Origin of the sequence: Acinetobacter sp. WCHAc060042, from assembly GCF_003231195.1 — a bacterium.
Classification (GTDB): domain Bacteria; phylum Pseudomonadota; class Gammaproteobacteria; order Pseudomonadales; family Moraxellaceae; genus Acinetobacter.
Map to the genome: position 1 here is coordinate 1 of NZ_QKVN01000004.1, position 25,030 is coordinate 25,030.

21 protein-coding genes and 1 pseudogene are annotated in these 25,030 nt (G+C 40.5%); 7 read left to right on the forward strand and 15 right to left on the reverse strand.

Going from position 1 to position 25,030, the window contains the following annotated elements; translation table 11 throughout:
- The first annotated feature begins 502 nt into the window (after positions 1–502).
- On the forward strand, positions 503–2,140 hold the full coding sequence (locus DPG01_RS02600) for a long-chain-fatty-acid--CoA ligase (protein ID WP_110974099.1): 1,638 nt from the start codon (positions 503–505) through the stop codon (positions 2,138–2,140).
- Positions 2,141–2,209: 69 nt separating this feature from the next.
- Here DPG01_RS02600 and DPG01_RS02605 read toward each other — a convergent pair whose 3' ends face one another.
- From DPG01_RS02605 to prpB, 4 genes are all read right to left on the reverse strand, one after another.
- On the reverse strand, positions 2,210–3,124 hold the full coding sequence (locus DPG01_RS02605; protein ID WP_110974100.1) for an alpha/beta hydrolase: 915 nt from the start codon (positions 3,122–3,124) through the stop codon (positions 2,210–2,212).
- A 255-nt stretch (positions 3,125–3,379) separates the two neighbouring features.
- Positions 3,380–3,841 carry a DUF2147 domain-containing protein gene (locus tag DPG01_RS02610; RefSeq protein ID WP_110974101.1) on the reverse strand — a complete coding sequence of 154 codons (462 nt, stop codon included), beginning with the start codon at positions 3,839–3,841 and terminating at the stop codon, positions 3,380–3,382.
- A 204-nt stretch (positions 3,842–4,045) separates the two neighbouring features.
- Positions 4,046–5,182 (reverse strand): 2-methylcitrate synthase, encoded by a 1,137-nt coding sequence (prpC, locus tag DPG01_RS02615; RefSeq protein WP_110974102.1) that lies wholly within the window; start codon positions 5,180–5,182, stop codon positions 4,046–4,048.
- Positions 5,183–5,184: 2 nt separating this feature from the next.
- Entirely contained in the window at positions 5,185–6,069 is an 885-nt protein-coding gene (gene prpB / locus DPG01_RS02620; protein ID WP_110974103.1) for a methylisocitrate lyase, read from the reverse strand.
- Between the two features lie 248 nt (positions 6,070–6,317).
- Here prpB and DPG01_RS02625 point away from each other — a divergent pair, with 248 nt between their 5' ends.
- The 3 genes from DPG01_RS02625 to DPG01_RS02635 all read left to right on the forward strand — a co-directional run bounded on the left by DPG01_RS02625 (position 6,318) and on the right by DPG01_RS02635 (position 8,573).
- Complete coding sequence (locus DPG01_RS02625; RefSeq protein WP_086210225.1) at positions 6,318–6,968, forward strand: TetR/AcrR family transcriptional regulator; 651 nt, start codon at positions 6,318–6,320, stop codon at positions 6,966–6,968.
- A gap of 120 nt (positions 6,969–7,088) precedes the next feature.
- Positions 7,089–8,009, forward strand: coding sequence for an ornithine carbamoyltransferase (argF, locus tag DPG01_RS02630; protein ID WP_110974104.1), 921 nt, complete (start codon positions 7,089–7,091; stop codon positions 8,007–8,009).
- Positions 8,010–8,099: 90 nt separating this feature from the next.
- The gene (locus DPG01_RS02635; RefSeq protein ID WP_110974105.1) at positions 8,100–8,573 is read left to right on the forward strand and encodes a hypothetical protein; all 474 of its coding nucleotides are present in this window, start codon (positions 8,100–8,102) and stop codon (positions 8,571–8,573) included.
- 29 nt (positions 8,574–8,602) lie between these two features.
- On the opposite strand, the gene DPG01_RS02640 is transcribed toward DPG01_RS02635, so the two are convergent.
- The 8 genes and pseudogenes from DPG01_RS02640 to rpiA form a co-directional block, all read right to left on the reverse strand.
- A complete protein-coding gene (locus DPG01_RS02640; RefSeq protein WP_086210228.1) occupies positions 8,603–8,956 on the reverse strand; it encodes a YnfA family protein in 354 nt (117 codons plus the stop codon).
- Positions 8,957–9,048: 92 nt separating this feature from the next.
- A complete protein-coding gene (clpA, locus tag DPG01_RS02645) occupies positions 9,049–11,325 on the reverse strand; it encodes an ATP-dependent Clp protease ATP-binding subunit ClpA (RefSeq protein ID WP_086210229.1) in 2,277 nt (758 codons plus the stop codon).
- A 9-nt stretch (positions 11,326–11,334) separates the two neighbouring features.
- Positions 11,335–11,751, reverse strand: coding sequence for an ATP-dependent Clp protease adapter ClpS (gene clpS, locus DPG01_RS02650; protein ID WP_086210230.1), 417 nt, complete (start codon positions 11,749–11,751; stop codon positions 11,335–11,337).
- Positions 11,752–11,768: 17 nt separating this feature from the next.
- On the reverse strand, positions 11,769–12,515 hold the full coding sequence (locus DPG01_RS02655) for a DUF6776 family protein (protein ID WP_086210231.1): 747 nt from the start codon (positions 12,513–12,515) through the stop codon (positions 11,769–11,771).
- A gap of 79 nt (positions 12,516–12,594) precedes the next feature.
- Positions 12,595–13,650, reverse strand: a complete 1,056-nt coding sequence (gene argC, locus DPG01_RS02660; protein WP_171327337.1) for an N-acetyl-gamma-glutamyl-phosphate reductase — start codon at positions 13,648–13,650, stop codon at positions 12,595–12,597.
- 107 nt (positions 13,651–13,757) lie between these two features.
- Positions 13,758–14,869, reverse strand: a pseudogene (locus DPG01_RS02665) (diguanylate cyclase).
- Positions 14,870–15,051: 182 nt separating this feature from the next.
- On the reverse strand, positions 15,052–15,735 hold the full coding sequence (locus DPG01_RS02670) for a M48 family metallopeptidase (protein ID WP_110974107.1): 684 nt from the start codon (positions 15,733–15,735) through the stop codon (positions 15,052–15,054).
- A gap of 125 nt (positions 15,736–15,860) precedes the next feature.
- Positions 15,861–16,532 (reverse strand): ribose-5-phosphate isomerase RpiA, encoded by a 672-nt coding sequence (rpiA, locus tag DPG01_RS02675; RefSeq protein WP_086210234.1) that lies wholly within the window; start codon positions 16,530–16,532, stop codon positions 15,861–15,863.
- Positions 16,533–16,638: 106 nt separating this feature from the next.
- Here rpiA and ilvA point away from each other — a divergent pair, with 106 nt between their 5' ends.
- The gene (ilvA, locus tag DPG01_RS02680) at positions 16,639–18,177 is read left to right on the forward strand and encodes a threonine ammonia-lyase, biosynthetic (protein ID WP_086210235.1); all 1,539 of its coding nucleotides are present in this window, start codon (positions 16,639–16,641) and stop codon (positions 18,175–18,177) included.
- A 36-nt stretch (positions 18,178–18,213) separates the two neighbouring features.
- On the opposite strand, the gene DPG01_RS02685 is transcribed toward ilvA, so the two are convergent.
- Positions 18,214–18,711, reverse strand: coding sequence for a hypothetical protein (locus tag DPG01_RS02685; protein WP_110974108.1), 498 nt, complete (start codon positions 18,709–18,711; stop codon positions 18,214–18,216).
- A gap of 148 nt (positions 18,712–18,859) precedes the next feature.
- Between DPG01_RS02685 and DPG01_RS02690 the strand changes: the two genes are divergently transcribed.
- Together DPG01_RS02690 and DPG01_RS02695 are read left to right on the forward strand one after the other, a co-directional pair.
- Entirely contained in the window at positions 18,860–19,513 is a 654-nt protein-coding gene (locus DPG01_RS02690; protein ID WP_086210236.1) for a potassium channel family protein, read from the forward strand.
- Positions 19,510–20,859, forward strand: coding sequence for a TrkH family potassium uptake protein (locus DPG01_RS02695; protein WP_110974109.1), 1,350 nt, complete (start codon positions 19,510–19,512; stop codon positions 20,857–20,859). The genes DPG01_RS02690 and DPG01_RS02695 overlap by 4 nt, the downstream gene beginning before the upstream one ends.
- Before the next feature lie 62 nt (positions 20,860–20,921).
- Here the strand turns inward: DPG01_RS02695 and DPG01_RS02700 are convergent, their stop codons facing one another.
- Both DPG01_RS02700 and DPG01_RS02705 read right to left on the reverse strand, forming a co-directional pair.
- Positions 20,922–22,061 carry a phospholipase A gene (locus DPG01_RS02700; RefSeq protein WP_086207563.1) on the reverse strand — a complete coding sequence of 380 codons (1,140 nt, stop codon included), beginning with the start codon at positions 22,059–22,061 and terminating at the stop codon, positions 20,922–20,924.
- Positions 22,062–22,078: 17 nt separating this feature from the next.
- Positions 22,079–25,018 carry an insulinase family protein gene (locus DPG01_RS02705; protein WP_110974110.1) on the reverse strand — a complete coding sequence of 980 codons (2,940 nt, stop codon included), beginning with the start codon at positions 25,016–25,018 and terminating at the stop codon, positions 22,079–22,081.
- Between the last annotated feature and the right edge of the window lie 12 nt (positions 25,019–25,030).

The following is a 25,030-nucleotide window of genomic DNA, read 5'->3' on the forward strand; positions in this document are numbered from 1 at the left end:
GCCTGCGCTCACTTTTTTACTTAATTTAGTCGGTTTTAGAATCCCCACACTTCCGGCATTCCATATGCTCCCCGATTTCAGTCATTTGTTCATATTCATAAACGTGGATGCAAAATAATTTTTTAAACAACTGAAGCATTTTTAACTCCTGTAAGTGATTTTTTAAAAATTAGCTTCTTAAAACGAGTATATCGTCCTGAAATACCCACAACTCATGTTTCATGAGCTATACACATTTTTAAACATACTTTTTATAAATTTCAAGTGCCTTTTGTCGAATAACAGCATAAAGTGATCAATGGTCATTTACTTTTTTAAATGATGCGTTTCATTTACTTGTAGTTCTGCTTCACATCACTTTTAAAAATGCGGCAGAAGATGAAACAAAACTTGATTTAAATTTGGATCAAGCTAGGATAAAAATACAATGAATGCTCAAAGCAGATGTTTTGAGAAACCAATAAATAATTTCATAAAAAAGCAACGATAAGGATATTTATACATGCTTGGACGTATGATGTTTCAACCGCTATTGATTAGCAATCTGATTGATCACGCAGAACGCTATCATGCCGACACAGCCATTATTTCTAAAAATACAGACGGCAGTATTACTGAAACCAACTGGGCCAAAGTCGCAGCCAACTCTAAACGATTTGCCAATGTGCTTAAAGGTTTAGGGCTTTCGCAAAGCGACCGTGTGGCGACCATCGCATGGAACAATCATCGTCACCTAGAATCTTGGTATGCCATCTCTGGTAGTGGTTACATTTGCCATACCATCAACCCACGCTTGTTTCCAGAACAACTGATTTTTATTATCAATGATGCGCAAGATCGTGTGGTGTTATTTGATAAAACCTTTGCGCCACTCATTGCAGCGGTAAAAGCACATTTACCACATGTTGAACACTTTATTTGCCTAGATGCCTCAGATGAGGCTATTACAGAAAAAATCGCCGATGTGAAATTTTATGATGACTTGGTCAGCAAAGAGTCTGAACAGTTCACATGGCCAAGCTTTGATGAGCAAACCGCAAGCTCTTTATGCTATACATCAGGTACAACAGGAAATCCAAAAGGTGTGCTATATAGCCACCGCTCCACCATTTTGCATAGTTTTGCCATCAGCCTACCCGACTCACTTAATCTGTCTGCAAATGACATCATGTTGCCTGTAGTGCCAATGTTCCATGTCAATGCTTGGGGTACACCTTATGCCGCTGCTATGGTAGGTTGTACAGTTGTATTGCCTGGACCTGGTTTAGATGGGCCGAGTCTAGTGAATATGATTGACTCGTATAAAGTTACTGTGGCTTTGGGTGTTCCAACCATTTGGCAAGGTTTACTGGCAGCAGCAAAACAATTAGGTAGTCAATTGACAAGTATGAACCGCAACGTTGTGGGTGGTTCAGCCTGCCCACCCTCCATGTTAGCGGCATTTAAAACCGAATATAACTGTGAAACCATCCATGCATGGGGCATGACCGAAACCAGTCCACTCGGCTCTGCCAACCAGCTTAAAGCCAAACATCAACAGCTCTCTGAACAAGAACGTTTCCAATTGCGCTTATCTCAAGGTCGTCCGCCTTTTGGCGTGGATTTACGTCTTACTGATGAGGAAAAAGTCAACAACGAAATTGCACGTGATGGCGAGCAGATTGGCAATCTACAAATTAAGGGTCACTGGATTATTGACAGTTACTTTGGTAAAGCTAAATCCGCACTCACAACCGATGGCTGGTTTGATACAGGCGACATCGCAACCTTAGATGAAGACGGCTTCTTATACATCAGTGACCGTTCTAAAGATTTGATTAAGTCTGGTGGTGAGTGGATTTCATCGGTTGAGCTTGAAAACCTTGCAATGGGTCATCCAGACATTCTTATGGCGGCTGTCATTGCTGCAGAACATCCAAAATGGGATGAGCGTCCAATTGTGATTGCGGTGAAACGACCTGAAAGTACAATCACTGAACAAGACCTTTTGGAGTACTATACCGACAAAATTGCGAAATGGCAGATTCCCGACCGTGTGATTTTTGTCGACAGTATTCCACTGAGTGGCACGGGTAAAATGCTAAAACGTGAACTCCGCGCCCAATATGGCCAAGTGCTACTGGAACAAAATCCTGTTTAACGTTGTTTAAAATAAAAAGCCTGATCATATACGATCAGGCTTTTTCATGTTCGGATGGTTTAAATGCCATCAATACCATTGATTTGAAAGCACGTCTAATAAAGACGCTTTAAACACCTCACCATGCTTTAAATTTGGATAGATTAAAAATTTAGCATCCACTCCATGTTGCTTAGTTATAGCAAGCACCTCTCTATTGTTGTTGATACCACTTGCATCAAAATTAGGACTCTGCTGGCTGCCTACATTTGCTAAAAGATCACCTTCCATCAGTAATAGATGCTTTTTCGAATCTTGGGCTATTTTTGCGTTCTTAGTTTTTTTCATTATACGCTGATCAGCCCAAGATAGAGACGGGCTTGCGGCAAAGAAATGACTGAAGTAACGCCCATCAATCAAACTATCAAGGACAAATAAACCACCGTATGAATGTCCCCACAGTGCTCTTTTTTGTGCATCAAGCTTTACATTTTGCTCAACCCAAGGCGCAATATCGCTCAAAATCACATTTCTAAAATCAGCACTCCCCCCGCTCATTCGCTCTGGATTTCTAGGATCATGCGCAGGTTTTCCAGTCGCTAAATCCGCTGGCGTATAGTCCAGCGAGCGAAATGCTGTGGCAAATGGCAAATTGGTTTTATAACCTATAGCAACCAATATAGGCGCATCATTTTCCAGTAAAGATTTCAGCACATCCTCATTCAAATGAGACATCGCAGAATTCCCATCCAACATAAAAACAGATGGATAAGCTTTTTGTTCATTTTGTGCTGTTTTAGGAATACCTAACCACACTCTATATGTTTTTTGTGGGTCTTTAGATGCAAACTCTTTAATTTTAAAATTATAATACTCAGAGCCCACTTCTGCGATATTCGCAGCTAGAGGTTTCATTTCTGGCTTTGCATATAAACCTGAACTGAACCCCAACAGGGATAACGAAGCCAATACAATATTGAAAGTCTTTCTATAAAAATGAGTCATTTTTCATGTACAAAATCATGTGATAACGAATATTAACATATAATAATAGTTATCATTTTCAATGAGTAATTCATTTTAATAAATATTCACTTAAACAATATTGTGGTCAGTTCGACTTCTTAAAAATATACTTTCAAGGTCACCCTTCCAAATACGCGTAGTCAGCTTTCCTATAAAGCACATACGTCGGCGATTTCCTACAAAAAAGCCACCACATTCAAGTGTGATGGCGATCTTTACCTTATCTTGAGATTTTTACAACTTTTTCCAAGTCATGTTGCTCACACCCTTCGCATCTTTTGCTGAAGCTTGTACTTTCAGTTGGTCTTTACCTGCGTTGATTTGTGCCGTATTGATATTATATGTACGACCATCTTGAGGATTTATCCATACGCCTTTTGCAAACGTCTGGCCTGTTTTATCAGCTACTAAACCGCTTAAAATTTGCATACCAAAGATTGGTTTATCCTTGAGCCCACCCTGACATTTTGTACAAACATCACTGATCGGTGCGCCAGCCAAAGGATAATATTTCGTCACTACTGCGCTATATTGTGCTGTTTTTGAATTCTTACGAATCACAATATCTGAAATATAAGAACCTGTTCGGTCATCAATAACCTTCCACGTCCCAATCAGTGGATCAAAAGGCATAGCAAAGACAGAGTTAGACAACCCGAAACATAGTGCAGATGTACACAAAAATTTAAGCTTCATAAAATCAATTACAATTGAGAAAAATAAGAATGAAAACGGTCGCAATTATAGCAACTATATTTTTCTATTTATAAAATATTTCATGAAAATTAAACATTTATATGAAATTAAAAAATAATCACAACAGTCCAGACATCTAAGCACTTTTTTGAAACAGATATTGATATAAAAAAAGCCTCCGAAGAGGCTTTTTTGTTGACACACTTATGCAGCTGTACGCTCTTCAATTGGCACAACTTTACGTAGCTCAGGCCCAGTATAGTCTGCACTCGGACGAATAATACGGTTATCCGCACGTTGTTCCATCACATGTGCTGCCCAGCCTGTTACACGACTCATCACGAAGATTGGGGTAAATAATTTGGTTGCAATACCCATAAAGTGATATGCTGATGCATGGAAAAAGTCTGCATTACAGAACAATTTCTTCTCACGCCACATCACCTCTTCACAGCGTACCGATACTGGATAAAGCACTGTATCGCCTACGTCTTTGGCTAAGCGCTCTGACCAAATCTTAATGATGCCATTGCGCGGATCATTGTCTTTGTAGATTGCATGACCAAAGCCCATGATCTTTTCTTTACGCTCCAGTTTACCCAACATTTCACGCTCAGCTTCATCAGCTGATGTCCAGTTTTCAATCATTTCCATCGCAGCTTCATTGGCACCACCGTGTAATGGACCACGTAGTGAACCAATTGCACCTGTAATGCATGAATGCATATCGGATAAAGTTGAAGCACACACACGTGCAGTAAATGTAGAGGCGTTGAACTCATGCTCTGCATAAAGGATCAAAGATACATTCATTACCTGCTCATGCAATTCGTTTGGCTTTTCACCATGCAGTAAATGCAGGAATTGAGCGCCAATTGAATCATCATCAGTATTTTCTTCAATACGCACGCCATCATGACTAAAACGATACCAGTAGCAAATAATCGCAGGCAGTGTTGCAAGAATACGGTCAGCAACATCTTGTTGTTCGGCAAAAGAGTGTTCCGTTTCTAGATTACCCAGCATGGACACGCCTGTGCGCATCACATCCATTGGGTGTGAGTCTGCAGGAATACGCTCAAGCACTTCTTTCAACGCTTGCGGTAATTGGCGTAGTGATTTAAGTTTCGCTTTGTAGGCTATAAGTTGTTCTGCTGTTGGTAGTTCACCAAAGAAGATCAAATAAGCGACTTCTTCAAATTGACAATTTTCTGCCAAATCTTGCACATCGTAACCACGGTAGGTTAAGCCTGCGCCACTTTTACCTACAGTTGAAAGTGCCGTTTTTCCCGCAACTTGTCCACGCAATCCTGCGCCTGTAAGGACTTTTCCTTCTGCCATTTTTAATTCTCCTGTTTAAACAGCTTATCTAATGTGTTTTCAAAGGTGTGATAATCGAGAAATTCATAGAGTTCTTTTCGTTGTTGCATTTTATCCAGTACATTGACCTGAGTACCGTCATTGCGAATAGCATGCATCACTTCCAGTGCTGCCTTTTGCATAGCGCGGGTCGGTGACAGCGGATACAGCACCATCGAGATGCCTTGTTCTGCAAGTTGTTCTTTGGTGTAGTATGGAGTATCGCCAAATTCGGTAATGTTCGCCAGTACAGGGACACCGACTGCATCACAGACGGTCTTGTACATCGTGATATCTGTCATTGCTTCGGCAAAGATCGCATCAGCACCTGCTTCCACACAAGCACATGCACGGTCAATCACTGCTTGTAGGCCTTCCTTTTGTAGGGCATCAGTCCGTGCCATCACCACAAAGTTTGAATCCGTTTTGGCATCAACAGCAGCTTTGACACGATCGACCATTTCTTGTTGGGTCACGATCTCTTTATTTGGGCGGTGACCACAGCGTTTTTGTGCCACTTGGTCTTCGATATGGACAGCAGCAGCTCCAGCAGCAATCATTTGTTTCACGGTACGTGCAATGTTAAATGCCCCACCCCAACCTGTGTCAATATCGACCAGTAGTGGTGTATCTACACGTTCGGTAATACGACGTACATCTTCCAAGACATTGTCTAAGCTGGTCATTCCCAAATCAGGAAGACCGTAAGAGTAGTTCGCAACACCAGCACCCGAAAGATAGATGGCCTTGTAACCCACCTGTTTCGCCATCATTGCTGCATAAGCATTGACTGTACCGATAATTTGTAATGGTTTTTCCACTTCCAGTGCTTGTCTAAATCTTAAGCCTGCAGACGTTTGTTTTGTCATAGTCCTTTCCACGGCATTTACTTTAATTTTCGAGTTTTGAGTATAGCCATAATGTTCCAATTGGCTATGACATTTTAGAATGATCACTCTAAAACTTTAGTCCCATGGTTCACGTTTTTATTGTGTAATTTTCTTCCATAAGCAGACCTTTAGTGCTAAACAGGTACACCTCAAAAAGACAATGTGTGCATATTTTTGCTATGATAGCAACTAGAGATACACATTTTATTAGGCTGTTTTTAGTTATTATGCACACTTCTGTTCAACTTGAACCACTAACGCGGGATACACCACAAACTAAACGTGGTCATGAACGTTGCTTAGCGCTTTTAGAGAGTGCGACTAATCTTTTTCTAGAACACGGTTATGAAGCTGTATCACTGGATGATATTGTGAATCATGCAGGCGGATCAAAAGCCTCAATCTATAAATATTTTGGGAACAAAAAAGGCTTGTTTAAAGCAATTTGTGATTATCGGCGTGATCAATTTTATCGCGATATTACCCTGACTTGTATCTGTGAGACTGAGGAATTACGCACTTATCTTATTCGTATTTTAACCAACTTCCTCAAACACATCATTCAACCTAAAAACATTGCCTTTATTCGTTTAATACTCAATCAAACACAGAAAGATCCTGCGCTTGCACAATACATCCATGAAAATGGTGCACAAATGATTCAAAAAACTATTGCTCAAGCCTTATCTCAAGCACATGAAAAGGGACAACTCAATTGCCCCCAACCCAACAATTCAGCCATGCTGTATTTCGGTATTTTGCGCGACTATGAGTGGCGAATTATTTTGGGGGTCGATCTTGTTCTTGATCGCGAAGAACTCAACAATCATATTGAATATTGTGTAGACCGCTTTTTAGCAGGTCATCAAAAACTCTAGTTCTTTTGCAATTTCCTTTGCTTATAGTATATTAATCAACTCTCGTTTTCTTTTAACCAACCAACAACTAATTGTTGTTCTGTTTTTATTTCAGTTTTCAGCAATTATTGTGGAGTAACAATGGCTCTACGTCACTTTCTTACCTTACGCGATTTATCTACTTTAGAACTTAACCAAGTTGTGCAACGCGGTATTGAACTGAAACGTAAACAGCACAATAGCGAAGTCTTCCAACCTTTTGTTGGTAAAGTTATGGGTATGATTTTTGAAAAATCGAGTACTCGTACCCGTGTATCGTTTGAAGCAGGCATGAGCCAGTTCGGTGGTAGCGCAATTTTTCTTTCTCCACGAGATACGCAACTGGGTCGTGGTGAACCGATTGAAGATTCAGCACGTGTGATCTCAAGCATGTTGGATATTGTGATGATCCGTACTTTCGGACATGACATTGTTGAACGTTTTGCGTCTTATTCAAAAGTTCCTGTGATTAATGCTTTGACCGATGATCACCACCCTTGCCAACTGCTTGCAGATGTTCAAACTTTTGTTGAACACCATGGACCTATCGCAGGTAAAACTGTAGCGTGGATTGGTGATGGCAACAATATGTGTAATTCATATATTGAAGCAGCGCACATGTGGGGCTTCAAGCTCAAAATTGCAGCACCTAAAGGTTATGAACCCAAAGCAGAATTTTTAAGTGAATTTGCACACTGTGTAGAACTGGTTAACTCTGCTGAAGATGCTGCTGTCAATGCAGACCTGATCGTGACCGATGTATGGGCAAGCATGGGCCAAGAAGAAGAGCAAAAAATTCGTGAAGCAGCTTTTGCTGACTATCAAGTGAATGAACGCCTGATGGATCTTGCTCATCCTGATTGTTTATTTATGCACTGTTTACCTGCACATCGCGGCGAAGAAATTTCTGAAAAAATGCTCGACCATAAAAATGCTGTGGTTTGGGATGAAGCCGAAAACCGTTTACATGCACAAAAAGCATTGGTTGAATTTTTAATCAATGAAAATGCAAAAAAAGACTGATTTATTTTTCCAAAGAAAAGCACCTAAGGGTGCTTTTTTTATACGTGCAAAGCTATAATTGGAACATAATTTTTATAAGCGACACTTTCCATGCATTTCAAAAAGACTGGCCTGTGCCTTGCTACACTCCTAAGTACTATATTTTGTCAGGTTCACGCTTCTGAATTCGATGACTACCTACAATCCAAACAAATTATTGATGCAAATTTTAAAATTCAACAACCTGAAACGTTGAATGAAATATTAACGGTATTAACAGCAGAAGACTCCAGAACACTTCCCATTGAAATTGATAATAACACCATCATTGAACAATTTAATCTATATGCAGACCGTACCGAACTTAAAGGGATGATCATTACCCCAGATTTCGCCCAGTTTGAACAAGATTTAGGTGAAAAAGAAGTTCAAAAAGTGATTACAAATAATGTCCTGCAAAACTGCAATATTTTCTTCGAGCATCAATATCAGCGCCATAATCCCTACATTGTAAAACTACAGCTTAACTCCGAAAAAAACAGCTACGATTTAGAGCTAAAACAGAAAGACTGTGGTATCAAATAATAATGCCTTATAGTGATTGGTTCTCTGCTCTAGCGAACCAATCCTTGTGGTTGCAAAATAATCATAGCAGCACCAATTAAAACTACTGCACCGCCCATTATATCCCAACGGGAAAGCTGAACCTGATCGACATAACGCAACCACAGCAATGCGGTAAAGATATAGATTCCACCATAAGCCGCATAAATACGTCCTGACGCAGCCGGATGTAAAGTCAACAGCCACACAAAAGCACCTAACGCTAAAGCTGTAGGAATCCACAACCAATGGCTTCTCGCCTGATTTAAAATCAAATAAGGAAAATAACAGCCTAATATTTCCATCACTGCTGTAATTAAAAACAGTACAAATGTACTAAAAATCTTAGTGAATTGAATATCCATACAGTCTATTTTTACTCGCTATTGGTCTTTAAATCGTTTGCTTTCAATAAAAAACCCGTGCGAACACGGGTTTTTAGATGATGTAAAAATCTTTAAGCAGGTTCAGCCGTTTGGTCTTCAAAAACTTCGAGTTTCAAACCAACCGCTTTACCATTTTCTTTTTTCACAGAGACCGCAACATTGCCACCATGTTCTGCAAGCTCACCGAATAGAATCATTTCAGCCAGTGGTTTTTTCAAATGCTCTTGAATCAGTCGTTGCATTGGGCGAGCACCCATTAGACGATCATAACCATTTTCGGCCATCCACTCACGTGCACTTTGATCCACTTCAAGAATGACTTTTTTCTCGTCCAGTTGCGCTTGTAATTCAGTTAAGAACTTATCCACCACATTTTCAATCACAGTAGTAGGCAGCGCTTTAAACTGAATTACGCTATCCAAACGATTTCGGAACTCTGGAGAGAACGCTTTTTTCATCGCATCTTGGTTATCATTGCTGTTGTCTTGATCCATGAAGCCAATACTCACACGAGAAATACTTTCCGCACCAATATTTGTAGTTAAGACCAACACCACATTACGGAAGTCTGATTTACGACCATTGTTATCAGTCAATGAACCATGATCCATAATTTGCAACAATAAGTTGAACACGTCTGGATGTGCTTTTTCAATCTCATCTAGCAATAATACACAGTGCGGATTCTTATGAATCGCATCGGTCAACAGACCACCTTGATCAAAGCCCACATAACCGGGAGGCGCACCGATCAAACGTGAAACCGCATGACGCTCCATATACTCCGACATATCAAAACGAACCAGCTCAACGCCCAATAATTTCGCAAGTTGTTTGGTAACTTCTGTTTTACCTACCCCAGTTGGACCCGCAAAAACAAAACTACCTACAGGTTTATCAGGTGATTTTAAACCTGCACGTGACAGCTTAATTGCTGAGCCTAAAGCTTCGATGGCTTCATCTTGACCAAAGACCACTCGTTTTAAATCGCGCTCAAGATTTTCAAGAACAGTCTTGTCATCTTTAGATACGGTTTTTGGTGGAATACGTGCAATTTTCGACACGATATCTTCAATATTTTCCACCGTAATAAGCGTATCATCTTGTTCAGCTTTCAGACGACGCTGCGCCCCTGCTTCATCAATCACATCAATGGCTTTATCTGGTAAGAAACGGTCATTAATGAACTTTGCAGACAACTCAACCGCTGAAATTAAAGCTTTGTCATCATATTTAACATGATGGAAATCTTCAAACTTGCTTTTCAAGCCTCGTAGGATATCAATCGTTTCTGAAATAGATGGCTCATTCACATCAATTTTTTGGAAACGACGTGACAATGCATGATCTTTTTCAAACACTTGGCGATATTCTTGGAACGTGGTTGAACCAATGCAGCGTAATGAACCATTGGCCAAAGCAGGTTTAATTAAGTTTGATGCATCCATCGTGCTACCCATACTAGAGCCTGCACCAATAATCATGTGGATTTCATCAATAAATAAAATCGCTTCTGGTTTCTTTTTTAAGGCATTCAACAATTGTTTTAAGCGCTTTTCAAAGTCTCCACGATATTTTGTTCCTGCAACCAGCGCCCCAATATCTAAACTATACACTTCTGCATTTGCCAATGGTTTAGGTGCTTTACCATTGACAATAAGCCAAGCCAAACCTTCTGCAATAGATGTTTTACCGACACCAGGATCACCCACCAATAACGGGTTATTTTTACGACGACGGCATAGAATTTGTGCTGCACGCTCAATTTCTTTTTCACGACCAATTAAAGGATCTGTTTTTCCCTTTTGCGCTTCAACATTTAAATTGGTTGTGTAAAGCTCTAACGGGCCAGCATTACTTGAACTGCTCGACTCACCATCTAAATCTTCAACTTCTTCTTCCACTTGTACCTCGTCTTTACGAGTACCATGTGCTAAATACTGAGTTAGGGTTAAACGATTAATTTGATGACGTTTTAATAAATAAACAGCAAAAGAATCACGCTCAGAATACATTGCGACAAGGATATCAGCACCTTCAACTGTACGGTCTCCACCACTCGATTGCACATGGAATATCGCACGTTGCAAAATACGGTCAAAACTCTCAGTTGGATGCGGTGCTTGGTCGCTGTTCTCGCCCAATTTAGGGGTATGTTGCTCTACATATTCTTCGAGCTCTTTACGAAGCAAAATAATATCCGCACCACATGCTTTCAATGCATTCACGGCTGAATCATTATCAAGTAAAGCCAATAACAAATGTTCTACTGTTAGGAATTCATGTCTCTTTTGTCGAGCCATACTAACAGCCAAACGTAAGGATACTTCTAATTGACGACTGAGCATGGAACCCCCTTAATCTTTCGGCTCAATCTGACAAAGTAGCGGATGACCTTGAGACCGAGCGTAATTATTGACTTGGTTTGCTTTTGTTTCCGCGATGTCTCTCGGGTAAACGCCTGCAACACCCTTTCCTTCATAATGTACAGTTAGCATTACTTGAGTGGCTTGGTCAAGATTCAAAGCAAAGTATTGTTGTAAAATTTCAATAACAAAGTCCATTGGGGTATAGTCATCGTTCATTAAAACGACAGCATAAAGTGGCGGACGTTTCAATTCAGGTGGCGCTGTTTGGACAGCGACATCACTATTTTCGTCTTCATGCGGTTCATCATTGCTCAAGCGCGGGCTGATATGCCAATCGACATAGCCAGACTCATGAAAAGACTGCTTAATTTCGTTTAAACACGTTGAACGCTTAGAAATACCCATAAACTTACAATTCACAATTATTGTGCATTCGCCTCTGCCTGAGGAATTTCAGAGACAAATGCAGATTGACTTTCTACGGCCTCACCACGTGACCAACTAAAGCGTCGTGTCACTGGCGTGCTGCCTGTTAAACGGACTTCGATAAACTGTGGCGTAAAGCCTTTAGGCATCGTCCAACGCCCTGTTAAACGCTCATAGTTTTCAAAGTTAAAATTTTTGTCTTCCAAAGGAACAACCAAAACTTCTGTACCACGAATCAGTCTGAGCTCAACGGTACCAGAGGCTGCACGTTTTGAGGGACTGACTTGAACCAAATCAAGTTGGTATTCAAATGCATTTTCAGGCAAAGGTTTGATCGTAATATGCTGAACAGCCAAAGGAATACCGCCGCGTTGACGTAAAACCTCACGGTAAATGACTGCTGTCGTTTCAGACTGTGCTTGTTGATCTAGCGCTTTTTGCAAAGACAAATATAGCTCGTTTGAATTGGTGACAGCGACATCACGTTCCTGAACAGCAGCATTATAGTTTTTATTTAAAGCATCCAGACTGGTCTTTTGCTTTTGTACTACTTCGACCAGTTGCTCGGCATCTGCATCAAAACCCACCACCGTTAAACCCTGACGATGTCCAACGGTATAACCCAATAATCCGCTCGCAACAACCAATATTACTGCACCAATCGCTAAGGGCTTATTGGTCTGTAAAAACGGCTTTGCAGGTTCAGGCTGTTGTGACGTCATATTTGTGTCAGTGTTCGGCATCGTCATCTCTTATTTTGATTCAATTCAAAACACACATTTAAATCGAAATCTAAATGTGTGTGAAGTTTTAAAACGTTTTTTATGGTAATAAACCAATTCCATCTAGACCCGCAGTTTCGACAAATCCAAACATTAAGTTCATGTTTTGAACAGCCTGACCTGCTGCACCTTTAACTAAATTGTCTTGTACAGAAATTACCACCAATTTTTTCGGTTGCGGCTTATACAAAGCAATGCGTAATTGATTTGCACCACGCACAGAGCGTGTCTCTGGTGAACTTCCCACAGGCATGACATCGACAAAAGCTTCATTGGCATAAAACTGCTCATATAAGCTCTGTAAATCTATAGCTTCACCCGCATCAGTTAAATCCACATAGATCGTACTGAGCATGCCGCGAATCATAGGCACCAAATGTGGCACAAATAAAATGTGATTAAACACATTTTTTAAGCCTGAAATATTTTCCAATGCTTCCACAATTTCAGGATGGTGACGGTGACCTGCAACGCCATAAGCTTTAAAATTATCCGCATTTTCAGAATAGATCATACCAAGGCTGGCTTTACGTCCCGCACCAGACACACCAGATTTCGCATCAATAATAATACTTTCAGGTTTAACTAATGTGTCGTTTTGCTTAAATAATGGCGCTAAACCCAGTTGCACTGTCGTTGGATAACAACCTGGATTACCAATGACATTGGCTTGTTTAATCTGTTCGCGGTTTAACTCAGATAAACCATAAACTGAATCTTTTAATAGTTCAGGACATGCATGTTGCATGCCATACCATTTTTCGAACTGTTCTAAATCTTGTAGACGGAAGTCTGCAGCAAGATCAATCACTTTGGTGTTTGCAGCAAGCAATTCTTCTGCATGCTTCATGGCAACGCCATGCGGGGTTGCAAAGAACACCACATCACATTTCTTCAGTTCATCAATATTCAAATCTGAATATTTGAGTTCGGTATGTCCACGTAGGCTTGGGAACATATCATCTACACGGCGACCATCTTCTGTACGCGATGTTAATACGCTTACTTGCACATTTGGGTGTCGTAGTAAAAGACGCAACAATTCAACGCCTGTATAACCTGTACCGCCGACAATACCAACTGAAATCACGTGTATTACCTCAAACTTAAACTATCCACTTTGTAGCTGCCTAGTATGACAGGAAGTTTCTGCTTTCTAAACTGTTTTACTTGGAATTTATGCGTTTTTGGTACTATAGACATTTAATGTTGCGCATCTAATACAGTCAGTGATGGCTCAAAACAAATTTGGTTTCGTCCTGAATTTTTCGCATCATATAACAATTGATCGGCAGCATTTATAGCATATTTTAAATTGTGTTGATGCACTGCAGCGAGTCCAAAACTCGCTGTCACAGTTATATTTTCTGAGGATAATTGAGTATCCGAAATGCGTAAACGAATACGATTGGCAATACTATAAGCCAACTCTAGATCATCCACTTGCAATAAAATAATAAATTCCTCTCCACCGAAACGTCCAACAAGGTCATGACCACACACGTTTTGCCCAATAATTTGACTCACCTGCTGTAAAATTTGATCGCCAATCAAATGTCCATAGCGGTCGTTAATTTTTTTAAAATGGTCAATATCACACATCAGTAAAAATAAGACTGTTGAGATAAACAATGCAGCTTTACTTTGGCTGCTTCATTAAAACCACGTCGATTAAATAAATGTGTGAGTGGATCTCTTAAACGCTCATCATTCAGTTGATGGATAATATCTCGAACTAAAGTGCCCAATAAAACAATAGCAAACCACATGCTCAAGATAATGCTGGCAGCAAGCATCATTAACCACCAGACAGAAGTTGCCAACATATCTGCTTGTATATTTTTTAAAAAGAAAAAAATGATGATGCCACGCGCGAAAGTATAAAGCACAATGAACAAATAGGAGAAATCAACTATTTTATTAAGAAAATCAACATTTTGATAACTCTTAAACATTGAAAATAACACCAATGACTCAACCACAGCAATGGATATATTTAAAACGAGCATTCTGATCCACAACTGATCGTCAATATAAGAATAATAGCTCAACAAAACCAATGTGATTGCAATCAATATCGCACATCCAGACGAATGTGCGTTGGCTGTTTTTCTTAGCCCCATAGCATAAGCACTAGACCATGCCCCGAACAAATAAAATGATCCCAAAATCGGAGCGAACAATGCTAGTTGCTTATTCGACATGAAACACTGCGTAGCCACAGAAAAAGACGGCACGATATACCCTAGACCCAACCACAAAAGATATGCAGGAGCCTTAAAAACAAAATGACATATTAAAAGTAAGCTACCCATTAAAATCAGGCATGCTGGAACAATTAATATAAAATAGTGGATATCTGCAAAATTCACATTAAATGTCTGTCGACTGAAATTGGTAAATATTGATGTTACTGCATGAGGTTTATAGCATTTTTTAATGGCATCTCAATCAGTCTCAAGAAATATATTTTATATTTTTTGGTCAAAACTTGCTTTTATTTTTGGTACCACCAATGCGGCAATGCCGTTGTTTTTAGCGTTCTACGATGTTGTTGAAACGCTGGATCATGTTTCTCGACTTCCGACCAAAAACGTACACTGTGGTCAAAGTGACGTGTATGCGCCAACTCATGCACACAGACATAACGCGTAATCGCTTCAGGGAACAGAGCCAAAGCACTATTCAGCATAATATCATGCTTTACACTACAACTTCCCCAGCGGGTTTTAGGCTGACGAACCGCGCATTGTACAAATTTTAAACCTGTTTCATGACTAATCTGTTGCAAATAGGCAGGCAAGTGCTGTTTGGCATATGCAATTACAAAAGATTTTAAATAACTTTCAGGCTGGCGATCACTAACCCACAGTTGGTTAGATTGCTCATCAAAAAGATAAGCATGTCTTTGTGTTTTATAGCTGATCGTTAATGCATGCTGTCGATTAAACAAATGTAATTCTGACGGTAAGGTTCGATCGACTTGAACAAGGCTCACTTGCTGCTTTTGCCAAGTTTCAACCATCCATTGCTCAGACTGATTTAAAAATTCCTGAATTTGTCGTTTACTACAGAACTTAGGCACAGTTAAGCGAATTTGAGTCGGTTCAACACGCAGTCGTAAACGGGTCGCACGTGCATGATGGGTGATTTGGATTTCGGGTAGGTCTGTTAAAGTCATTAAGATTATTCTTTTATTGAATCATCCTCCCCAGCCCTCCTTTGTTAAAGGAGGGAAAAAAACACTATAAAAATGCTGTTGCTTTTAGCCCCTCATTTTTAAGAGAGACTTGGGGAAATTTAAAATTAAACTGCGGTACGTTCTTCGATCCCGTTATCCGTTGCAACCACAGCAATATCCGCTTTATTGATCGCAAAAATACCGTTACATACCACACCAGGAATGTTATTGATGGTCTTTTCAAGCTCAAGTGCATTTAAGATGTTCAGGTTATAAACATCTAAAATCACATTGCCATTGTCGGTCACTACACCCTCACGGTAAGCTGGATCTCCACCAAGTGCCACAATTTTACGTGCTACAGCAGAACGTGCCATTGGAATCACTTCAATCGGAAGTGGAAAGTCGTGACCTAACTGATTAACCCATTTTGAGTCATCCACGATACAGACAAATTTTTTCGCAATTGAAGCTACAATTTTTTCGCGAGTCAGTGCGGCACCACCGCCTTTGATCATATGCATATGGCGGTCAATTTCATCTGCCCCATCTACATAAGCATCTAAACCGCCAACAGAGTTCATATCAACCACTTCAATACCTAATTTCTTTAAGCGCTCAGCCGTTGCTTCTGAACTTGCCACAGCCGCTTCAAGCTGAAGCTCAGGTAAAAGTTCAATCAAGAAATTGACGGTGCTGCCTGTACCCACCCCTAATATGCCACCTTTAGGTAAGTGCTTTAAGGCAGCTTTTGCAGCAGCTTGCTTTTTTTCATCTTGGGTAGCATACAGACTCATAATTTGGCTCAACTATTTTTGACATTTGTTGCTGATTTTACAGCCCAAATGTACAGGGGTTTGTTACAATGATCCCCTATTTTAAACTGTTAAATGGGAAATTAACATGCTGTCTCGTTTGGTTCGACAAATATTACAAGCAACAGTCTATGATGTTGCAATCGAAACTCCACTCGAAGCGGCACCTCGAATTAGTGAGAAACTCAATAACAACATTCGTTTTAAACGCGAAGACTTACAACCGGTCTTTTCATTTAAGCTACGTGGTGCTTATAACCGCATTAGTCAATTGCCTCGAGCACAACTCGAACGTGGTGTCATTACTGCATCTGCTGGCAACCATGCCCAAGGCGTAGCCCTGTCAGGTAAAAAGCTCGGCATTCGCGCCATTATTGTCATGCCGAAAACCACCCCAGATATCAAAGTACAGGCGGTGAAGCGTTTAGGCGGTGAAGTAGTCCTACATGGCGACTCTTTTGATGTTGCAAATAAATATGCGATTCAACGTGCAACCGATGATGGTATGACATTCATTCCGCCTTATGACGATGAATTAGTCATGGCAGGTCAAGGAACCATTGGTAATGAAATTTTACGTCAATGGCGCGATATTGATTATGTCTTCGTGGCTGTGGGTGGTGGCGGTTTAATTGCTGGTGTTGCCGCTTACTTAGGTGATGTGGCACCGCACGTCAAAGTGATTCCTGTTGAATACGATGAATCTGCTTGCTTAAAAGCTGCATTTGAAGCGGGTGAACGTGTAGTACTGCCTCAAGTCGGACTATTTGCCGATGGTACGGCTGTCGCGCAAATTGGTGAAAAACCATTTGAAGTGATTCAGCTACAAAAATCAGATAACTCTGGCCCAATCGTTGAACGTGAAGTAGTTTTAGTCAACACCGACGAAATTTGTGCGGCAATTAAAGATACCTATGATGAATGTCGTAGTATTGTTGAACCATCGGGTGCAATGGCTTTAGCAGGCATTAAAAAATATGTTGAAGCCCATGAGCTGATTGGCAAAAATATCGTCTCTATTGTTTGCGGTGCAAACATGAACTTTGACCGTTTGCGCTATATTGCAGAACGTACTGAATTAGGTGAACGCAAAGAAGCTATTTTTGCTGTGACCATTCCAGAGAAAAAAGGTTCATTCCTGAATTTCTGTCGTGCGTTACAAGGTCGCAACATCACCGAATTTAACTACCGTGCGAGCGATGCCAGTGCAGCACAAGTCTTTGTCGGCATTAGCTTAAAAGGTGGCGAAAAAGAACGTCACGATATTTTCGAAGCACTGAAAACGCAGTTTGATGTCGATGATTTGTCTGATGATGAAGTGGCGAAATTGCATATTCGCTACCTGATTGGCGGGCATGCAGACATTGAAAATGAGCGTTTATTCCGTGTTGAGTTCCCTGAGCGTCCAGGTGCACTATTAATGTTCCTTGAACGTCTTGGCCCAACGCATAACATCACCTTGTTCCACTACCGTAACCACGGCGCTGCTGAAGGTCGTGTACTGGTTGGTTTAGAAGCAAGTGATGCAAAACAGAACCCAGACGGATTGGTTGAAACTCTAGAAAGTATTTCATATCCATACGAAGAAATTACCAATAACTTAGGTTATCAACGTTTCTTAAAATAAAAGATTCAATACATAAAACCGCCTTTCGAGGCGGTTTTATTCTATGAGCTGGATTGGCTCTTCATCACCAAACGTATGGTTATATGTCACAATGATTCTGTCAATCAGCTCATCATTATGCGGAACCAACAGCCAATATGGATTTTCTCGCTCTATCACCAACAGGCTAAGTTCATAAGGTTCAATAAAAATCTTAATGTGGTTAAAAATCACATCAAAACTAAACTCAAAATCATAGCTGTGCATATCTGAGTTTTCTTTAAGTTCATCACTGTCGTACATATGGTAAAAAGAAGCCATATCATCGTTGATTTGATTTTTCAGCTGATCTAAATCAACCCCAAGTTGTTGTAGTCTGTGGCATTCATCAATACCATTTTGCTGAAAATCATCTAGTGCTATTTTTTGTATATTTGAATAATAGGTATTTAACCAACGAATAAAGTGCTCGAACTCATCTTGTTCTTCAGGAATTGCGGTATCATTTAGTTCTGGAAAGGCAATTCTAAGGGATTCATATAGTGTCTTCCGCATTTATATACTCCTCTGTATGAGTGATATATTCGGTATAACTCAAAAATGATTGATCAAAAAAGTGTGTCTGTATAAAGATGACATCTTGTGAAATTCGGCACAACATGCGTTAACAATCGACGTATAAAAAATTTAAGGAAAAGATGACATGGCGCAATTTGCAGTGATTGGTTTAGGAAGCTTTGGAGCCACAGTTGCAACTCAACTTATTGAACTCGGGCATGATGTGATTGGCATCGACAGTGAAAAAAAGTATGTTGAAAATATCTCTGAACAAGTAACCCATGCCGTTATTGCCGATGCAACGGATGAACATGTGCTCGATGAACTCAATATTAAAAACTGCGATGCGGTTGTGGTCGCAATTGGTGAAAATATTGAAGCCAGTATTTTATGTGTATTACACCTCAAAAATATTGGGGTCGAGAAAATTTGGGTTAAAGCCAAATCCAAATCACACCATATGATTTTGAGCCATTTAGGCATCAGTAAAATTATTCACCCCGAAGAAGACATGGGCGTTCGGATTGCACAATCTTTATGTTACCCGATGGTCAGTCGCTACATGGCGCTTGAAGATAATCACTATATCGTCAAAATTGAAATTGACGAAAAATTGCAAGGTACACGCTTCCGCCAACTCATGGATCAAGCACCTGATGTAAAAACATTACTCCATAAGCGTGGTACAGAAGTTTTGTACAGCATAGATCCCAATTTAATTTTACAAGTGGGTGATATTTTAGTTGTTGAAGGAGTCCTTGAAACATTACGTCGTCTTTCAGCACGGTTCAAATCATGAAAAATCTAAAAGAATGGCAACCCAACCCGCAAAATACAATTAATTTAAGCCCGCCTAGCTTATTAGCTTTGGGTTTTTTAAGTTTTATTATTCTTGGTACGCTGTTATTAAAACTCCCTATTTCACACCATGGTGAACTCAGCTGGCTCAACTCTTTGTTTACAGCTACATCTGCTGTGACCATTACTGGACTATCTGTGGTGAATGTGGGGGAAACTTTTACCGTAACAGGTAAAGTCATCATTATGCTATTAATTCAAATTGGTGGCTTGGGGTTTATGACCTTTGCAATTTTGGCGGCATTAAGCCTATCGGCCAAGTTGGGCTTAAAACAACAAATCATGGCGCAAGAAACCATTGGTCAAACCAGTTTATCCAAAGTATCTTTTACCATTAAAGGCGTACTGCTTTATTCCTTATTTTTTGAAGCCATTGGTACTGTTATTTTAACCATTGCATGGATGGAAGACTATAACTTCAATCAAGCCTTTTTCTATGCTGCCTTTTATAGTGTCTCAGCATTTAATAATGGCGGGTTTTCACTCTTCCCGAACAGCTTGATGAGCTTCTCAGGTCAATATCTCATTACCTTTACCATCAGCATGTTATACATTATTGGTGGGATTGGTTTTGTGGTGCTGATGGATATTAAACGTAGTAAACGTTGGAAAGGCTTAAGTACCAACAGCAAACTTATTTTGTCTACGATTGCAGGCTTAAACATCATTGCCTTTATTCTTTTATGGGCAATTGAATCCAACAACCCCCTTACCTTAGCGCCAATGAGTTTAGGTGACCAAGCACTCAATGCATGGTTCCATGCAACCGTTCCTCGCTCATCGGGCTTTAACAGTCTCGATTTGGCACAAATGAAAGATGCTTCAACCCTCGTGACCATGTTACTGATGTTCATAGGCGGTGGCTCAATGAGTACTGCAGGCGGGATTAAAGTAGGTACTTTTATTATTGTTTTACTTAGTGTCATTAGTTTTTTAAGACGTGAAGATGAAATTCGTGTCTTTAATCATGCCGTTTCTGAAAAAACATCCTTCAAAGCAATGGCTGTTGTTTCTATTACCGCGACTCTGGTTTTTTTAGGCATCTTTAGCTTGACGTTAATTGAACCGAATCATGAGTTTATAGACTTATTATTTGAAACCATTTCCGCAGCCTGTACAGTTGGTTTGTCCCGCGGGATTACAGGCGAACTTCAACCTGCCAGTTTATTTGTTCTAATGCTTCTGATGTTTGCAGGCCGTTTAGGGCCATTAACATTGGCATACCTCATTGCAACACCGAAGAAAAGCCGGCTTAAACACCCAACTACAGATATTCAAATTGGTTAATCCTTAAAAACAATGTCATAAAAAAACCACGTTTGAAACGTGGTTTTTTTATTTACAGAGGCTTAGTACCAATTCATTAAAGATACACCCAAGCCCACATAAGTTGCCCGGTGATTATAATCAATCAAACTTTCACCATAACCATCAAACAGTTGAAAATGCCCACGTAGTTTGCCAGAGATAGGAAAAGCCCAATCAAACTGTGCCGCGCCACGAGAGTCATCTCCTCCTTTTAAACTATGTCGTAACATAAGCGAAAAATCATGCTCATTCCAACGATAGAATGCCGTTAAATCACCACGTCCAATATAGTCTTTAATGTCTGGGTTATTGTCATCTTTTGCATCTTCTTCTATTCGATACCATGGGCGCAGCATGAGAGCAAAGTTATCTCTTTCAAATCCAAGATTTAAAATGACACGATTCCAGCTACGAGAAAGCGGATCAGAGCGACCATTGGACTGATGGTTTAAAGTCAGCCCTAATAGGCGACCATTTAAACCAAACAATTCATAATTGGTTCTAAAGACCAAACTGGCTTCAGGCTCATAGTTGGTTTCACGAAATGGACGGGATTCATCCGCATTGTAGACTTGCCAACGCGAAGACTGGGTATACCCCAACCAGACATCGCCATTGTCCCCAAACAGATTTTCAACAGCTTTCGTTTTTAAAGACAGTTGGAATTTTGCTTCCATTGAATTTAAGTTTTGATCTTCATCCACTGTATTGGAAGGGTTTGGACTTTGAGGAAACTCATTTTTATCCGTCGTCCAAAAGCCTGGCATTAAATACACAGGCTGATAGGCACGAATATTCCACGTCCCGAGTTTACTTTCTGGAGAAAGCTCCCAACGGCTATCCATAAGAGATAAATTGGGCGTTATTTTAGGACCTTCCGAGGCAAAAACAGAGCTAACGCCTTGTGCGATCTTCCCTGAGATATTTTCAGGCGCTGGCGCGATTTCCATCGCTGCACGTTGTTCAGAAACAATATGCGGCTTTGCTACTGGAGGAATTTTAAATAATGCATCATAACAAGCCAAACGGTCTGCATTTGACTCTAATGCTACACATGCCTCAGCTGTTGCGGGAGCCGCAGGCACCTCTGAAACTTGTGCATGCGTTTTAGCGACAGCCAAAGCACTGAGCAAACTTACGCTCAGTGCTAAAGTTGAACGCTCAAATGGTTTAAACGCCATACGACCCTCTTATTATTTTACTGAACTTGTTGAATACTGAAACCTAGCTCAATCAAGGTATCACGCTTCGCAATAGGTGCAACCACTGCTTTCGTTGGTTTTTGTTCAAGCAAATATTGTACCGCAACACGCTTTAAATCTTCAAAATTCACTGCTAGAAGACGGCTACGCAACTGCTTGCGGAAGGCTGGAGTACGGGCATGTAATAGTGCATAACATGCAGTAATGGCTTCACCCGCTGGCGAACCTGGCTTATCCATACTTGCAATTAAACCCAAAATCGCTTCCTCAAGCTGATGTGGTTTTTGCTCAGTATTGAGTAACCATTGCACACTCCCTTCAAAGTCACTGAAAGTTTCCGCTAAACGTGGATCACGATAACTATAGAAGCGGAATGAGCATGCATTGCCATCATAGCTTGCACCGCCACCATAGGCACCGCCTTTTTCACGAATCGCACTGTGTAGGAATCCATTGCGTAAGTAAGCAGCAAGAACCATCAGTGCTGCTGCATCTGGATGTGAAACTTCAACTGCTGGGTAAGCCGATGAACAGAATTGAACATTGGCCTGAATTAACCATGCTTCATCTGTATCTGTGTTTTCCTGCTCCACAGCTTTAAGACTCACAACTTGCTCAGAAACCTCTAGTTTGTCCCAGACATTTTGAACTTCTTCTAACAAGCGCTCAGATTGGTGTTCTTCACACACCAACAAAAATTGTTTCGGTGCTTGTAAAAGTTTTAAATGAATGGCTTTTAATTCATGAATGAAATCTTCATAAGCAACTTCATCTTTTTCAATACGGCTAATCAACTCACCCAACCAGTTTAATGCACCTAAACCCGTGTTGTGATAATCACGATTAGCTAAAGCACTGTGGTTACGCCCTGCAATTTGCATAGCATAACTATGACCCGAGCCTGAAAGACGTGATGCCCAACGTGTTTTGCGTTGTTGCAAGAGTTCAATAATGCGGTCTTTTTCATCGAAACGTAACTGCTCAAACGCCAATTTCAACAAGTTAATACTTTCTAAACTACTCACCAGCGATTTTGTAGTCAGCGTGAGCCACGCACTGATTTGGTTTTTATCATTCACGTGAGAACGTAACGACGCACCCATTCCTAAACCACCACTTACAGCAGTTTGCAGTTGTTGTAGCTCAAGATAATCGTACTGACCTGCCCCCACTTCACCCATCAAAATAGACAGTAAGTTAAAGTATGGTGACTGCACCACATCTTGTGGAATCTGAATCAGCACTTGGTTGTAATAAATACCGTTCGTGCCTGCATGATAGAGATTGAGCGGGTAATCAGTACGATTAGAGATAATCTCCCGCAATTGACCTTGTACAATTTGCAATTCAGCTGGCACATCTTCCAAGCCCACCTTTGGCAATAAATTTAAGTCATCTGGTGTATCCTGACGGACTTTCAATGCCTCAGTCTGTGCTTCAATTTCTGCTTTTTGAGTTTCTGTAAGTTGCGCACCAATTGCAGCTAAACGTGCTTTCTCATCTGCTGCTTCCACCGCAGATTTATTGGCATCTGGCACCAAAGTCATTTGTACACGGTGTGAGTTATCAATGAGATGCGTCTTGATGAGATTGGATAACCACATCGGGTCTTTTAATTCTTCTTTCACCGCAGCAATAGCTGAGTCTACATCCCAAACAGTGACTGGGTCGCTGTGGTGGATCGCACTACCCAAACCATTTAAAATCAGGCTTAGACCATAAGGCATACCGTCGCCATTGATTTCACGTTGATGCAATTCAATCTGATGTAAAATCGCATCGACCATGTTTTGATCGACAGGTTTTGCAGCCACATCTTCTAAGATTTTAAAGACACCTGCTTTAAACTCTGCCGCATGCTCAGGGTTTGAACCCTGTACACCGCAGTAGAAGGTCATTTCGTAGTTCGAATCATCTACACCCATAATCGGGCCTGTAGACTGTGCATAACCACATGTCTCAAGATAATGACGCAGTGGTGAAGCTGAGTCTTCTAAAAGTATACCTTCAACCAATCGCATACCTAAACGAAGCTTTATATTGCTAGCTTTAGGCAATAACCACGAAATAATGTGATAAGTTTTATCTTTTAAATCTTCTGCATCTACCGCATAGGTTTCAGTCACTTCTACGGGTGCTGTTAAACGACGTTCTTCTTTAGAATAAAGCGTTTCACCTTTAGAAAATTTAGCCAAAGCCAAAGTTTCAAATTGCTCCTGCAAATTATAGGCAGGCTCATTACCAAAGGTCATGAAAACTGCGTTGCTTGGGTGATAATGCGACTTGTAGAAATCCACCAACTCAGGATAAGTCAAGTCTGGAATATCTTTCGGGTCGCCACCTGAATTGTAATGATAGGTCGTTTCTGGAAATAAGTGATGTGCAAGCTGATGATACAACTGGTCTGAAGGCGAACTCATTGCCCCTTTCATTTCGTTGAAAACCACACCCTTATAGACAGGTTCACCATTTTCAAGCTCAATACGAATACCTTCTTGAGCAAAATCAAGCGGATTTAAATTAGCCACAAATGCTGCATCTAAATACACTTCCAATAAATTTTGGAAATCTTTTTTATTTTGCGTCGCAAATGGATAAGCCGTCCAATCCGCTGCTGTAAAAGCGTTCATAAACGTATTCAATGAACGACGAATCATTAAAAAGAACGGATCACGCACAGGGAATTTTTCTGAACCACAAAGCGCAGTATGTTCTAAAATATGCGCTTCGCCTTTTGAATCCATAGGCTGAGTACGGAATGCAACCAAAAATACATTTTCATCGTGATTGGTGGCTAAGTGATAATGCACTGCCCCAGTGATTTTATGTTTATATTCAGACACTAAGATGTCTAAAGCTTCAACATGGTGTTGACGTACCAACTGAAACGCAGGATGTACAGTTTGTGAAATGGTTTCAGTGACATCTACAGTCATGTGATCTCCTCA

What these genes read in the sequence shown, in the direction of transcription:
- DPG01_RS02610 (WP_110974101.1), bottom strand. Translation starts at nt 3,841, where the DNA reads ATGAAGCTTAAATTTTTGTGTACATCTGCACTATGTTTCGGGTTGTCT.
- clpS (WP_086210230.1), bottom strand. Translation starts at nt 11,751, where the DNA reads ATGGGTATTTCTAAGCGTTCAACGTGTTTAAACGAAATTAAGCAGTCT.
- clpA (WP_086210229.1), bottom strand. Translation starts at nt 11,325, where the DNA reads ATGCTCAGTCGTCAATTAGAAGTATCCTTACGTTTGGCTGTTAGTATG.
- DPG01_RS02600 (WP_110974099.1), top strand. Translation starts at nt 503, where the DNA reads ATGCTTGGACGTATGATGTTTCAACCGCTATTGATTAGCAATCTGATT.
- DPG01_RS02640 (WP_086210228.1), bottom strand. Translation starts at nt 8,956, where the DNA reads ATGGATATTCAATTCACTAAGATTTTTAGTACATTTGTACTGTTTTTA.
- DPG01_RS02605 (WP_110974100.1), bottom strand. Translation starts at nt 3,124, where the DNA reads ATGACTCATTTTTATAGAAAGACTTTCAATATTGTATTGGCTTCGTTA.
- DPG01_RS02705 (WP_110974110.1), bottom strand. Translation starts at nt 25,018, where the DNA reads ATGACTGTAGATGTCACTGAAACCATTTCACAAACTGTACATCCTGCG.
- DPG01_RS02685 (WP_110974108.1), bottom strand. Translation starts at nt 18,711, where the DNA reads ATGCGGAAGACACTATATGAATCCCTTAGAATTGCCTTTCCAGAACTA.
- prpC (WP_110974102.1), bottom strand. Translation starts at nt 5,182, where the DNA reads ATGGCAGAAGGAAAAGTCCTTACAGGCGCAGGATTGCGTGGACAAGTT.
- rpiA (WP_086210234.1), bottom strand. Translation starts at nt 16,532, where the DNA reads ATGAGTCTGTATGCTACCCAAGATGAAAAAAAGCAAGCTGCTGCAAAA.
- argF (WP_110974104.1), top strand. Translation starts at nt 7,089, where the DNA reads ATGGCTCTACGTCACTTTCTTACCTTACGCGATTTATCTACTTTAGAA.
- DPG01_RS02695 (WP_110974109.1), top strand. Translation starts at nt 19,510, where the DNA reads ATGAAAAATCTAAAAGAATGGCAACCCAACCCGCAAAATACAATTAAT.
- DPG01_RS02635 (WP_110974105.1), top strand. Translation starts at nt 8,100, where the DNA reads ATGCATTTCAAAAAGACTGGCCTGTGCCTTGCTACACTCCTAAGTACT.
- DPG01_RS02700 (WP_086207563.1), bottom strand. Translation starts at nt 22,061, where the DNA reads ATGGCGTTTAAACCATTTGAGCGTTCAACTTTAGCACTGAGCGTAAGT.
- DPG01_RS02625 (WP_086210225.1), top strand. Translation starts at nt 6,318, where the DNA reads ATGCACACTTCTGTTCAACTTGAACCACTAACGCGGGATACACCACAA.
- DPG01_RS02690 (WP_086210236.1), top strand. Translation starts at nt 18,860, where the DNA reads ATGGCGCAATTTGCAGTGATTGGTTTAGGAAGCTTTGGAGCCACAGTT.
- DPG01_RS02670 (WP_110974107.1), bottom strand. Translation starts at nt 15,735, where the DNA reads ATGACTTTAACAGACCTACCCGAAATCCAAATCACCCATCATGCACGT.
- DPG01_RS02655 (WP_086210231.1), bottom strand. Translation starts at nt 12,515, where the DNA reads ATGCCGAACACTGACACAAATATGACGTCACAACAGCCTGAACCTGCA.
- ilvA (WP_086210235.1), top strand. Translation starts at nt 16,639, where the DNA reads ATGCTGTCTCGTTTGGTTCGACAAATATTACAAGCAACAGTCTATGAT.
- prpB (WP_110974103.1), bottom strand. Translation starts at nt 6,069, where the DNA reads ATGACAAAACAAACGTCTGCAGGCTTAAGATTTAGACAAGCACTGGAA.